We start from the raw sequence: 11,875 nt of genomic DNA on the forward strand, positions 1-11,875 counted from the left end.
GCGGCTACTTCTTCTTCGCCTTCGCCTCGTCGGCGAACCACAGGCCGAGCGGCTCGCCGGTGCGCGCGTTCGTCAAGAGCAGTGCCTCGACGCGGGCGGACACGCCGTACTGCTTGCCGCTGCCCTGCTTGCGCTCCAGCCCCCAGATCGTCTGCGGCGCGAAGATGACCTGGAGCCGGACCTGGCGCGAGGAGAACAGGCGCATGAAGTCGGTGGCGTTCCACCCGGGCGGCGTGGTGCCGGTGACGCGCAGGGGGGGCAACATGGGCTTGTCGTCCGCCGTCAGCTGCCCGGGCGTGCCCTGGGTGAGCACGTAGGTGCCTCCGGGGAAGGAGGGGGTGACCTCGATGGCGTAGTTGCCGCTGCCGGGCTGGTAGGGGCCCGGGCGCACCATCGTCGCCACGTCCTCGCCGACGATCATGTACAGCCGTTTGCCCTCATACTGCTTGCGGAAGGCCTCGGCGGCGTCGCGGCAGCCCAGGCCCGCGAACAGGCCACTGCACTCCCCCACGTACTTGTCCAGGAACGCCGACAGGCTCCCCAGGGGCTCGGCCTGATCCCTCAACCGGGCGAAGCGGGGATCCGCGTCCGCCAGGACGAGCGACGGCAGCAACAGGGCGGCGGCCAGGATGAATCGATTCATGGGGGCATCTCCAAGGCAGAGGGGGCGGGAAATGGGGGGCGCGTGGATGCTGCCACTCTCGGGGACCTCCGGACACCCGTATGTCGGTACGTAGCAGTACGTGGTGGTACGGGTCGGTGGAGATTTTGACTACATGTCCTCACCATGTAGTTTCTCGCCCACTTCCACCTCCCCCGGAGACACCCGTTGGCACAGGTTCAGGTCCGAGAGCGCCGTGCTCATCTGCGTTTCGACAAGGTCTTCACCATCTACCTCTCCACGGAGGGGGGGTTGAGCCGGGGGATTGGCCGCAACATCAGCCAGCAGGGCCTGTTCGTGGAGACGCGCGAGCCGTTGACGCTGGGCGAGCGGGTGAAGGTGACGTTCGCGGGGGAGGACGGCACGGAGATGACGTGCCTGTGCGAGGTGCGCTACCAGGTGGCGCTGGCGTACGGGCGCAAGGATGGGCGCGAGGGCAACAGCCGCGGCGTGGGCCTGCGCATCGTGGCCTATGAGGTCCAGGAGGATCAGCCCCTGCTGCTGGTGGCGCGCGAGCGCGTCATGCACTGAGCCCGGGAGGGCCGGTGGACAGCACGCCGGGAGGAAACGACAAAGGGCACGGCCGCGTCGGGAGCGGACCGTGCCCTTCGTGCTTCACGGCGTCAGGCGAGGGCCTACTGGGAGAAGCCCTCGAGGAGGTAGTGGGCCTCGATGCGCTTGAGCGCGAGGATCATCGCGGCGCAGCGCGGGTCCACTTCCTTGCCGATGCAGAACGGCCGGCTGTCGTGGGTGTCCGAGCGGCGCGCCTGGTTGCGCGAGATGTCGCGGATGATGCGGTAGTTGCGCTTCATGGCGTGCTCGAGGCGCTGGTTGACCTCGGGCTCGCTCCAGCGCTCCATGCGCTTGTTCTGGATCCACTCGTAGTAGCTCACCGTCACACCGCCGGCGTTGGCGATGATGTCGGGGATCATGTCGATGCCGCGCTTCTGCAGCACGCGGTCGGCGTCCGGGGTGGTGGGGCCGTTGGCGCCCTCGGCCACGAGCTTGACCTTGAGGCGCTCGGCCACGTCGGCGGTGATTTCGCCACCCAGGGCGGCGGGCAGGCAGATGTCGGCCTGCACCTCCCAGAAGTCCTTCTTGTCGATCTTCTGGGCGCCGGGGAAGCCCACCACGCTGCGGCGCAGGTTCTTGCTGTCGTTGACGTAGGCGAGCAGGGCGGGCACGTCGATGCCGTCACCGTTGTAGATGGTGCCGTCGGCGTCGTTCACCGCGAGCAGGCGCGCGCCCATGCGCTGGAGGATGGCGGCGCCGTGGCTGCCCACGTTGCCGAAGCCCTGGAGGATGAAGCTCTTGCCGCGCAGGTTCTCGCCCTTCTCGGCGTAGTAGTCCTCGATGCAGAACGCCACGCCCTGGCCGGTGGCGGCCGCGCGGCCCTCGGAGCCGCCGATGCGCACGTCCTTGCCCGTGACGATGCCGCGCATGCCGTGGCGGTCGCGCTCACCGTCCGAGTACTGCCGGTACATGAGCGCCATGATGTCCCCGTTGGTCCCCACGTCCGGCGCGGGGATGTCGATGTTGGGGCCGATCATGCTCTTGAGCTTGTACATGAAGCGCAGGGTGATGTTCTCCAGCTCCTCCCGGCCGTACGAGCGCGGATCGATCTGGATGCCACCCTTGCCACCGCCGAACGGCACCTCGGAGATGGCCGTCTTCCAGGTCATCTCCGCGGCGAGCGCCTTGAACAGGTCCAGCGACACCTCGCGGTGGTAGCGGATGCCGCCCTTGTAGGGGCCGCGCGCCTGGTTGTGCTGGACGCGGTAGGCCTTGAAGCGCTGGGACTCGCCGGGAACGAGCTGGTAGACGTGGCCGTCGGGAAGGCGCAGGTGACCGCGGCGGATGGAGACGTCCGAGCCGAGCAGGGCGCGGCCATTGAGGATGATCTTCCCGTCGGCCAGGCGCTCGAGGCCCTCGGGGTTGCGCACCTGGGTGGGCGGCAGGTCCGCGAAGTCACGTGCCTGCTCGGGGGCGAGCGGCACCAGGCGGTCCTTCAGCTTGGCGGTGACGTAGAAGATGTGCTCGTAGTCGGGCTCCTCGAGCTCGAGACGGACGCGCTTGTCCAGCCCGATGAGGTCGGCGGCGCGATGGAAGATCTCCATCGCCTCCGTGTAGACGGTGCGCTTGGGCGTCGGCGCCGGGGCGCGCATGAAGTTCTCTTCACTGGCCATGGGAAAAATCGCTCCTTGGGGTTGAGGCGATCGTGGGGAGAAGCAAGGCCCTTATGCGCATAGGCGCTCGCGGTGGTCAATCAGGGGGCGTCGCGGTGAAGGTGTAAAAGCCCAAGTACTTTCAGGTAGTTAGCCAACGCGGCGTGTCATGGACGGACCGTTGGAGCCCGTATGCTCGCGGGGTCCTGGAAAATTTCCGGGAGGAGGCGGGGAGGGGCCCGAAAGAAGTGCTTGCCGTGTCCGGATGCTCATGGTACTTCGCGCCCACTTTCGGTGACGCCGGAAGGGCCTCGTTGGGCCGACATAGCTCAGTCGGTAGAGCAACTGATTCGTAATCAGTAGGTCCCCAGTTCAAATCTGGGTGTCGGCTCCAGGAAATAAAGGGCCGGTCACGCGAGTGACCGGCCCTTTTTCTTTTCCCCGTGGAGCGGCGCTGACTGGCGGCTGCCTGGGCCATTGCCCTTCATCCGAGCGGCCTCCAAAGCGCGGTCCTTCGCGCTCGAGACCGTCTGGGCGTTACCTGGCGACGCCTTCCACGATGAAGCTCCGTGAGCAGGCCGAGCTGTGCCGGATCGGCACGAGCTCCCGGGACTTGGGAGAGTCGTACCAGGCGTGAGCGTGTTCCCTGCTCGGAAACGCGATCATGACGATGCGCTTGGTGGGCTCGCCTTCCAGCGAGGCGACCTTGCCGCCTCGCTTTCGTCTTCATCTCGCTTCCTTTGGGTGAAAGCGGCTTCACCGTGGTTTCGCGCTGAGGGAGAGCGGCTCCGTCTCGAAAAGCCTGCGCGCCGTGATCATGGACCTGGTGACGTCCACGTACTTCTTGAAGTGCGGCGACTCGAGGTGCTGACGGTATGCCTGCTCGTCCGCGTAGATCTCGAAGAACCGCAGATGGGTCGGGTTCTCTTTCAAGGCCACCGAGTAGATGGCCAGCACGCCGGCTTCGATGCGGATCGAGGTTTCGATCTCCTCCGTCACGGCGGCCTTGTAGGCTTCGAGCTGGGCCGGATCGATCTCCAGTTCGGCGATACGCACGAGCGCTTTGGCAGGCAATCGCGGCTTTGCGCCGAGCAGGACAGGCACCGCGTCGTACGTTCTGCGGGCCAACACCCCCTTGGCCGTGCTAGAGCGAAACCTCTGGAAATGCGGCGTCCGCAGATGCGCTTGATACGCGCTTTCGCCCGCGTACATCTCGAACACACGGATGCGGGCCGGGTTGCCTTTCTCTGCCGCGGCATGGAGGGCCAGTACGCCCCGCTCCATCCGAAGCGTCGCCACCGCATGCTCGCGAGCCGCCGCCTTGAAGCCTTCCAACTGAGTGGGGTCGATTTCCAGGTCCTCCAGTCGCACGAACGGGACCTGCGCTTTCTGGGCCAGGGCGGGCGGGCCAAGGCACAACGCCAGCGCCGACGCGCACACCATCAAGAACTGCCTGAGGTTCATGTGTGTTCATTTCCAGAGATTGATGCCGTCAATTCTTGGCGCCACAGATTACACGACCCCTTCAGCGATCGATCAGGCGTTGCTGTTGCGGCGGGTAGCGGTCTCCGCTCGGCTTGATACGCGAGGCGCCGTCCTCGAGTTCGCGGAGGTCGCTTGCCGTGAGCACGATGTCGGCGGCGCCCGCGTTCTCGAGCATGCGCGCCTGCTTCGTCGTCCCTGGGATCGGGACGATCCACGGCTTTTGCGCGAGCACCCACGCGAGTGCGATCTGACCGGGGGTGGCGTTCTTCTCCTTGGCGATCCGCGCGAGCAGCTCCAATCGATCTTGCCGGTCAGAAAGCCTTTGTCATGCCCATGCAGCCGAGGCCGATGGCGGAAACCTCCAGGTTGCTGTTTCCAAGTTCGCGCTTCTGCATTGTTCCTCCCCTGGAACGGCGACCTCCGCCCGCCTTCACAACCTGGCCGACGCAACAGAGGTACATCCACGTCTCGCGGAGGACTAGGCGCCAGGGAGCAAATGGCCTGTAAATCCCTGCTTAAGAATAAGGCGTGGCCTTCTTTGACGGCGTTGAAGGCCCTCGGGCCGACGTCCGAAGGGCGTCTTCCTTGCTTGGGCAATAAGGCGGCACACGAGCCTCCCGTCGATGACTTCGGCGTGGTCAAGGAGACGCGTCCACGAAATCTCCAAGGAGTCGGGCGTCACGTCCCACTCTCTACGCCTGGACGAAGGACGCAGCCGGGCGGGAGGTGATTCGGACGGGAGATGACGAGTGGATGACGAACGCGCCCCTCCGCGACTCCACGAGCCTCGCAAAGCGGGTCCGGGTCCTGCTTTTCTGGAATCTGGACTTTCGGGGGGAAGGCCATGAGGCTCGTCGCGGTAGTCGGTCTACTGTTGCTTGGGTTTGGGTCGGGGTGCGCGACCACTCGTGTTGTCCATCTGGATACCGGGCATGGGGAGCCCATCACCTACACGTCCGTGGGTGTTGATCCGGTCGAGGTGAGCGAGGCCGAGTTCAAGGTGGCCCTCACGCGGCTCCTGCTCGACATGCGGATGGACGTTGCATTCCGGGAGATTGAAGAGGCGGATGAGCGAGGGTGGGTGCGGTCCAGGACTCTGCTCGCATCCTCGATGGGTCTCGCTGATTCGGGGGTACAGAGCTCCCCCGAGTCGTTGTATGCGCGCATCTGCCCCGACGCGGACGACTGCCTGACCCTGATAGGCGGGACGGGGTTGTCGTTCGGGCGGAAGGACCGGACGCTGATGGCCCTGTCCTTCGCGCTCGATACCGTCTGGGAGAGTGTCGAGGCGGAGGTCGGCAAGATGCTGAATCCGGTAGCGCTCAAGGCGATGTTGACGTCTGCTGCCCTGTCCGTGCTCCTCACGATGACCCTGCCCGAGCCCGTCACCAAAGTCCTTGCGGTCGCGTTGACGGCGGCCATGGTGGCCTACCTCGGTGTGATTCCGGTCTGGCGTATGGGTCGTGGATTCGTCCGGCTGTGGGACGAGGCGGGGAAGGCGACGAGCGTCATCGAGTTGCAGGACATCGGGCTCCGGTTCGGGCGCGTGCTGGGAACGAACGGCGCGCGCGTCCTGGTGCTCCTCGTCACCGCGGCCCTTGGCGGGAAGAGTGCGATGGCGGCCCAGGGCCCGAAGTTGCCCGGCTTCTCCCAGGCCGCAATCCGCGCGCAGGCCGAGGGCGGTTTCCAGCTCACTGCTGCTCTGAATGGTGGGGTGGGCTCGATCTCGCTGCCTGCTGCCGGGGTGCTCAACGTGGTGCTGGCTCCGGGAGCTACTGCTGCCGTCGCGATGTACTCGAACGGTATTCCGGGTGACGCTGAAGGCCCGGTTCATCACATCTGCACGAACAAGAACGCTATTTCCGCTGCCACTGGCGGCCCTTGGACGCCAGAGTGCGAAAGGATTTTCAAGAAGGCCGGGATGTCGCTCGAAGATGCTGCAAACAAGGTGCGGCTCAATGGCCATGAAGGGCCTCACTCCGAGCGCTATCACCGCGAAGTGATTCGGCGCCTTGAGCGTTCTGTTGCGCGCTGCCAAACAACGGAGACCTGCCGGGCCAGTTTGATGAAGGAACTTGCGAGGATCGCCAACGAGCTTCTAACGCAGGGCTCCGACTTGCGGCGCCTCATCGTGAAGGGGGAGGGGTGAGGTGGAACGCCACTTTTACTCGGTGGGCCTGGCTGATGTGCCGCACTGGCTCTTGGAGACGCCGACACGGGAATCTGGTGAGGCGTTTGCTGAGCCCTGGATGTTCGCGGATGGTCGCGTCCTTCCAGACCCTGGCCCCATCAAGGCCCAGGTCTCACATCCTGGAGAGAAGCGCACGTTCGTGTTCGCGGGGGTAGAGGAAACTCCCATTGGTAGCGAAGCAGTCGCGAACGTCTTCCGAACACTGGCTCCCGGTGACGTGCAGCTTTTTCCGGTGACGGTGGAGGGAGAGTCTGAGCGGTATTTCGTCGTCAACGCAACCAAGGTGGTTGATGCCATAGACGAGGCCCGGTGCCGGGAGGTGCATCACTATGACGAGGACGACCCCTCCCCGTATTATGAAGGGGAGTACAACTGGATCTACGGACTGCGAATCGACCCCTCGAAGACTGAAGGCGCCCAGGTCTTTCGGCTGAAGAAGTTCAAGGTTGCGTTCATCGTGTCGGAGGAGGTCAAGATCGCACTCGAACGAGTCGGGAATCTGGGACTGTCGTTCGAGCGCGTGACGGGACCTCACGACCCGAGGTAGTCGCTGTGACGAGACCTGGACCGGTCCTCCGTTCGCGTCGTTGCTACCCGGGCGATTGGCTGAAGGGCGGCGGAGCCATGCACCTACGCGAGGCGCACGGCCTTCCCGAGCGCGTGACGAGCCCGCTCGCATGACTGAACGGGGCCTCACGCGTCGAACGAGGGCTGAAGAAGCCTCAGCGCGTGGAGTAGGACGCGCCGATGAAGGCGCAGTCCGTGGACTCGCGACCCCAGCGCTGCTGGAAGTCCCCGTTGCCGTCCAGGAAGGTCGAGCGCCGGGCCCGGTTCCAGCACTCGTTCAGCGTCACGGGACTGGCCAGGTCGCCTCCGGTCGCCCGCACGTCCGCCCGGCCTTCGCCCGTGGCCGTCCAGCGGCTCTTGATGCTCCAGCGCTCCAGCGCCACCTTGGTCAGATCGAACCAGTGGATGTTGGAGTCGACGGCGAACTCGAACGAGCCCTCGCCCCCGGGCACCTGGCTGTAGCGGTAGGCGGCCGTGTCGGGCACGGTCGCGTCGTTGACGAACTGCTCGAGGTCCACGTCCACGGTGGCCGCGGCCGTGGGGCTCGGCCGGGCGTAGTGGAAGCTGATGCGGCCCCGCTTGCTGTCCTGGAATGGCAGACGCGCGGCCTTGTCGTAGTCGATGTCGAAGCGGCCCTCGCCGTAGCCCTTGATGGCCTTGCCCTTGTCATCCACCGCCACCGTGTGCGCGCCGGTGATGACGGCGGCGTACTCGCTGTCGGCGCTGCCCCGGGGCTTGGCCTCCAGGGTGTACTTGAAGGCATTGGGCGCGGTGCGCACGGCCGTCAGCTTCCAGGTGGTGCCCTCCCAGTCGTTGTTGTGCGGACCCCACACCGCGGTGTTGCCGTCATCCGACGTCGGCTCGAAGCCCGCCACGAAGTTGAGCGCGCCGAGCGACCACAGGGTGACTCCGTTGACGAAGACCACCGTGCTCCCGGTCACCAGCCAGGTGCGGGACAGCTCGCCCCGCAGCGTCTGCTGCACGCGGGCCAGGCCATCGTCGAGGCGCTGCTCGCTCTCGGTGGGGACCTCCAGCTTCGCCATCTCCTGGGCGGGCAGGCCGTCCTTGAAGGACACCGTTTCGATCTGGGGGCCACAAGCGACAAGGGAGAGCGAAGCCAGGACGCCGAACATCTTCTTCATGGGGTTTCCTCGGGTGGGGAGAGTTGTGCCATCCCCATGAGCAAGGGACGGACCAACGCCAACCCCGCGAAAACACGGGCTGCCCCCGCCGCGCCTGTAGGCCGCGCCCTATAGGGGGCCCTCGCGCTGTAGGGCGCGCCCTACACCCCTCACCGGCACCAGGTGGTGACGCAGACGTTGTCGCGACAGGCGCCCGTGGGGCCGCAGTCTCCGTTGGTCACGCAGGCCGCTCCGGGGGCGACGTACTGCTGGCACACGAGCTGGGCGAAGGGACCGAAGGCGCATCGGCTGCCGAGGCACAGGGCCAGCTCGTCCGTACCGCCCGGGTTGAAGCACGTCTGGCCGAGCTCCCTCCACGGGCGGCAGCGCGCGGAGGCGGCCTCGCAGTAGAGCGGGCCACCGCACTCGAGGGCCCCAGGCGTGCAGGCCTCGTCCAGGCTCCGGGCCGGGCGGCACTCGCGCGGGGTGTTCGCCCCCCCGTTCGCGGTCAGCTTCACGCAGGCCTGGCCGGGCGCGCACTCGTCGGCGCTCGTGCAGGCGCCGGCCTCCTTGCGCGCGACACACACATTGCCCACGCACGCGGCATTGGCCTCGGGCGCGCAGCGCACCCCCCACGCGCAGGACTCCCCCAGGTTCGCGTACGCGCGGCACACGTTGAGCGAGCAGGTGGAGCCGGGCTGGCACGGGACGGAGCCGTTGCAGGCGCTCCCCGCGGGCACGTAGCGCTTGCACACGCCGGGACAGCCCGCGCTCGTGTCACACCAGCCGCCCCGACAGTCCAGGTTGCCGCCACACGCGCCGCCTTCCGCCGCCTGGGGCTCCAGGGCCTCGCAGCGCGCCAGCAGGTTGCCCTGGCTGAAGTCGTCGAGCGTGAGCGCGCCGCAGGGTAGGTCTCTCAGCTGGCGGACGCACGCGCCGAAGCGTTCCGGGACGAAGGCCTGCCGGCCCGCCTGGACGCTCACCTCCATCGAGGCGCACACCGACTCCGTGTCCGCCAGCCGATGGTAGCTCTCCGGTGTCTTCCCTCCGTGGCACTGGTCCGCGCGCCGGGCGAGCGTCTCCATCGCCGTGCGGCAGGACTCCAGCAGGTGCTCCCCGGAGCGGGCGCCCGCCACACAGCGCCCCTCGGAGGTGCAGCGCTGGGCACTCGGGCACTGCAGGTCGTCCTGGCACGGCGCGCCCGTCACCTGCACGCCACAGCCCACCAGGGCCATCATCACCACCAGCCATGCGCGCACGTCAGAAGCTCCCCTCGAAGAAGAACAGGGCCGTGCCCGCCAGCAGGGCCACGCCCGCGGTGCCGGTGAGGACGTTGGAGGCCCGTGCCCGGCCCAGGGCCGAGTCGTGCAGCCGCTGCGCCTCGGCGCGCTCGTGCGGCCGGGCCAGCAGCTCCCGCGAGTCCGAGCGCGCCAGTAGCCCGAGCGTCACCGCCCCCGCCGCCGCCACCCCCGCCGCGCCCGCGGCCACCCACGTCCAGACGCGCTTCCGGGGTTGTCCCAGGTGGCTATCAATCCCTCCCGCGCTCTTCGACAGGGGCGTGAGCATCAACTGGAGCTTGAGCGGCTCGCCCGGCCGCAGCTCCACGTCGCGCCGCAGCGGCTGGTAGCCCTCGCGTGTCACCTCGAGCTGGTGCGGGCCCACCTCCAGCCTGTCGCGCCAGGGCGTCACCCCCCGCGCCTTGCCATCCACCTGGACTCGCGCCCCCGTGGGCTCGCTGGAGAGGGTCACCTGGGGACGGCGCTCCTCTTCGTAGCGCTTCTCCAGCCGGGTGATGAGCGACTCGACGAGCGGCCGGTCCTCGGCGTTGGGCACCATGCGCAGGTAGTCGCGGTAGTAGCCCATGGCCCGCTGGAGATCGCCGAGCTTCTCGTAGCACTGGCCCAGGTTGTAGAGGACCACGCCGTTGGCGAGCGTCTGGTAGGCGGCCTCGAAGGCGGCGGCGGCCTCGGCGTAGTGGCCCTCCTGGTAGAGGGTGGTGCCGCGCTCGAAATGCTTGCGAGCGGCGGCGCGGGCGGCTCCGGGATCGCTGGCGCTCGCCCCAGTACCGCCCAGGGCGAGCAGCAGCGCGACGAGGAGCGCCGGGAAGGACATACGGCGGTGACGGGTGGTCATCGTTGGTTCAGAAGGGGTTGGGCTTGAGGCCCGTCCGGGGCTTGTCGGGCTGCGCGCGCGACTGTGGTTTCTTCAGCGTGACGTCCAGCCGCTCGCCTTCGGGTAGGTGCTCGAGCACCTCGGGGACATGGCCCTTCAGGGTGAGGCGCAGGGGACCGGCGTCTCCGTCCGGACGCTCCAGCTCCAGGGGCGTGACGCCCAGCACCCGCCCGCCCAGCGTCACCGTGGCGCCCTCGGGCCGCGAGGCGATGGACAGGCGGGGACGGGCCGGGGCCGGCGGGGGAGCGGACTGCTTCGGGGGCTCCACGGAGGGAACCGGCGAGGGAGCCACCACCGGCGCCGGGCCGGCGGGAGGCTCCACGGCCGGGCCGCGCGAGGTGAATGCCCACAGCCCCGCGCCGCCGAGGAGCAGCAGCGCGCCCACGCCTCCCACGAGGAGCCCACCGCGCCTGCGTGGGTGGACCGGCTCCAGGCTCCGGGTGGACACCACGGTGGGCTCGAGGGGCTCGGCGACGGCGGGCGGAGCCGCGAGCGGTGCGGCGGGCGGGAGCGCGGACACGGGGCCGGTGGCCATGGCCGGCGTGAGCAGGAGGGGCACGCGGCCCGAGTTGAGGGCCTCCAGCCCGGCGCGGAACGTCTCCAGGGTGGGGCGAGCAGCCGGATCCTTGACGAGCGTGCTCATCACCAGCGCGTCCAGTTCCGGCGGCAGGCCGAGGTCCGGACGGCGCTGGCTGGGGGGCTCGGCGGTGGCCTCCAGGTGCTGCAGCATCGTGGTGAAGGTGTTGTCCCCGCGGAAGGGGAGCGAGCCGGTGCAGACCTCGTAGGTGAGCACCCCCAACGAGTACACATCCGCCCGGGCATCCACCGTCCCACCCGCCGCCTGCTCCGGGGCCATGTAGCTGGCGGTGCCGAGGATGGCGCCCGCCTCGGTGAGCCCGCTGCCCGGCTGCCCCTGCATCACCTTGGAGATGCCGAAGTCCACCACCTTGACGAAGTCCGCCTGCCCCTGGCGCCGCAGGAGCATCACGTTCTGTGGCTTCACGTCCCGGTGGACGATGCCACGCGCGTGCGCCGCCTCGAGCGCCCGGCACACCTGCGTGACAATGGGCACGGCGCGCCACAGCGGGAGGAAGTGCTCGCGCAGCAGCAGCGCCCCGAGGCTCTCTCCCTCCAGCAATTCCATGACGTAGAAGAGCTCCCCGGTGGGGGTGCGGCCCAGGTCCGTCACGTTGACGATGTGCTCGTGGCCGATCTGGCTGGCGGCGATGGCCTCCTGCTCGAAGCGGCGGGCGAAGGTGGGATCCCTCGACAGCTCACCGCGCAAGAGCTTCACCGCCACGCTCTTGCGCAGGCCCAGGTGCTCGGCGAGGTACACCACGCCCATGCCTCCCGCGCCGAGCGGGGACAGCAACCGGTAGCGGCCCTCGAGCACGGCGGGCAAAAGCGCCGCGCCGTCCCGGGGACAGTACGAGACGTCCTCCGCGTACTCGCTCTGGCACGTCGGGCAGCGCGGCATGGAGGCTGGGTTCATGGCACGGGGGAAGGAGAGAGC

Annotated in this window: 11 protein-coding genes, 1 tRNA gene and 1 pseudogene; 4 read left to right on the forward strand and 9 right to left on the reverse strand. The window is 68.0% G+C overall.

The window, feature by feature from the left end:
- Positions 1 to 4: 4 nt before the first annotated feature.
- Entirely contained in the window at positions 5 to 643 is a 639-nt protein-coding gene (locus tag F0U63_RS17965; RefSeq protein ID WP_395847143.1) for a DUF6066 family protein, read from the reverse strand.
- 186 nt (positions 644 to 829) lie between these two features.
- Here F0U63_RS17965 and F0U63_RS17970 point away from each other — a divergent pair, with 186 nt between their 5' ends.
- Positions 830 to 1,192: a PilZ domain-containing protein gene (locus tag F0U63_RS17970; RefSeq protein WP_002626313.1), complete on the forward strand. Its 363-nt coding sequence runs from the start codon at positions 830 to 832 to the stop codon at positions 1,190 to 1,192.
- A 104-nt stretch (positions 1,193 to 1,296) separates the two neighbouring features.
- On the opposite strand, the gene F0U63_RS17975 is transcribed toward F0U63_RS17970, so the two are convergent.
- Positions 1,297 to 2,847 carry a Glu/Leu/Phe/Val dehydrogenase gene (locus F0U63_RS17975; RefSeq protein ID WP_395847144.1) on the reverse strand — a complete coding sequence of 517 codons (1,551 nt, stop codon included), beginning with the start codon at positions 2,845 to 2,847 and terminating at the stop codon, positions 1,297 to 1,299.
- Between the two features lie 297 nt (positions 2,848 to 3,144).
- On the opposite strand from F0U63_RS17975, the gene F0U63_RS17980 reads away from it, so the two are divergent.
- Positions 3,145 to 3,220: transfer RNA gene (locus F0U63_RS17980), tRNA-Thr, on the forward strand.
- Positions 3,221 to 3,363: 143 nt separating this feature from the next.
- Here F0U63_RS17980 and F0U63_RS17985 read toward each other — a convergent pair.
- The 3 genes and pseudogenes from F0U63_RS17985 to F0U63_RS17995 form a co-directional block, all read right to left on the reverse strand.
- A pseudogene (locus F0U63_RS17985) lies at positions 3,364 to 3,531 on the reverse strand (DUF1330 domain-containing protein); the annotation flags it as partial.
- 51 nt (positions 3,532 to 3,582) lie between these two features.
- The gene (locus F0U63_RS17990) at positions 3,583 to 4,290 is read right to left on the reverse strand and encodes a putative quinol monooxygenase (protein WP_395847145.1); all 708 of its coding nucleotides are present in this window, start codon (positions 4,288 to 4,290) and stop codon (positions 3,583 to 3,585) included.
- Positions 4,291 to 4,351: 61 nt separating this feature from the next.
- Positions 4,352 to 4,609: an aldo/keto reductase gene (locus tag F0U63_RS17995; RefSeq protein WP_395847146.1), complete on the reverse strand. Its 258-nt coding sequence runs from the start codon at positions 4,607 to 4,609 to the stop codon at positions 4,352 to 4,354.
- 546 nt (positions 4,610 to 5,155) lie between these two features.
- Between F0U63_RS17995 and F0U63_RS18000 the strand changes: the two genes are divergently transcribed.
- Positions 5,156 to 6,460, forward strand: coding sequence for an AHH domain-containing protein (locus F0U63_RS18000; protein WP_395847147.1), 1,305 nt, complete (start codon positions 5,156 to 5,158; stop codon positions 6,458 to 6,460).
- Position 6,461: 1 nt separating this feature from the next.
- Complete coding sequence (locus tag F0U63_RS18005) at positions 6,462 to 7,049, forward strand: imm11 family protein (RefSeq protein WP_395847148.1); 588 nt, start codon at positions 6,462 to 6,464, stop codon at positions 7,047 to 7,049.
- 175 nt (positions 7,050 to 7,224) lie between these two features.
- Here the strand turns inward: F0U63_RS18005 and F0U63_RS18010 are convergent, their stop codons facing one another.
- From F0U63_RS18010 to F0U63_RS18025, 4 genes are all read right to left on the reverse strand, one after another.
- Positions 7,225 to 8,211, reverse strand: a complete 987-nt coding sequence (locus F0U63_RS18010) for a hypothetical protein (protein WP_395847149.1) — start codon at positions 8,209 to 8,211, stop codon at positions 7,225 to 7,227.
- A gap of 149 nt (positions 8,212 to 8,360) precedes the next feature.
- Entirely contained in the window at positions 8,361 to 9,449 is a 1,089-nt protein-coding gene (locus F0U63_RS18015; protein ID WP_395847150.1) for a hypothetical protein, read from the reverse strand.
- A gap of 1 nt (position 9,450) precedes the next feature.
- Complete coding sequence (locus F0U63_RS18020) at positions 9,451 to 10,323, reverse strand: PEGA domain-containing protein (protein ID WP_395847151.1); 873 nt, start codon at positions 10,321 to 10,323, stop codon at positions 9,451 to 9,453.
- A gap of 7 nt (positions 10,324 to 10,330) precedes the next feature.
- Positions 10,331 to 11,839 carry a serine/threonine-protein kinase gene (locus F0U63_RS18025; RefSeq protein WP_395847152.1) on the reverse strand — a complete coding sequence of 503 codons (1,509 nt, stop codon included), beginning with the start codon at positions 11,837 to 11,839 and terminating at the stop codon, positions 10,331 to 10,333.
- Positions 11,840 to 11,875 lie beyond the last annotated feature (36 nt).

Source organism: Cystobacter fuscus (assembly GCF_044360685.1).
GTDB lineage: Bacteria > Myxococcota > Myxococcia > Myxococcales > Myxococcaceae > Cystobacter > Cystobacter fuscus_C.

What these genes read in the sequence shown, in the direction of transcription:
- F0U63_RS17965 (WP_395847143.1), bottom strand. Translation starts at nt 643, where the DNA reads ATGAATCGATTCATCCTGGCCGCCGCCCTGTTGCTGCCGTCGCTCGTC.
- F0U63_RS17975 (WP_395847144.1), bottom strand. Translation starts at nt 2,847, where the DNA reads ATGGCCAGTGAAGAGAACTTCATGCGCGCCCCGGCGCCGACGCCCAAG.
- F0U63_RS17990 (WP_395847145.1), bottom strand. Translation starts at nt 4,290, where the DNA reads ATGAACCTCAGGCAGTTCTTGATGGTGTGCGCGTCGGCGCTGGCGTTG.
- F0U63_RS18000 (WP_395847147.1), top strand. Translation starts at nt 5,156, where the DNA reads ATGAGGCTCGTCGCGGTAGTCGGTCTACTGTTGCTTGGGTTTGGGTCG.
- F0U63_RS18010 (WP_395847149.1), bottom strand. Translation starts at nt 8,211, where the DNA reads ATGAAGAAGATGTTCGGCGTCCTGGCTTCGCTCTCCCTTGTCGCTTGT.
- F0U63_RS18020 (WP_395847151.1), bottom strand. Translation starts at nt 10,323, where the DNA reads ATGACCACCCGTCACCGCCGTATGTCCTTCCCGGCGCTCCTCGTCGCG.
- F0U63_RS18025 (WP_395847152.1), bottom strand. Translation starts at nt 11,839, where the DNA reads ATGCCGCGCTGCCCGACGTGCCAGAGCGAGTACGCGGAGGACGTCTCG.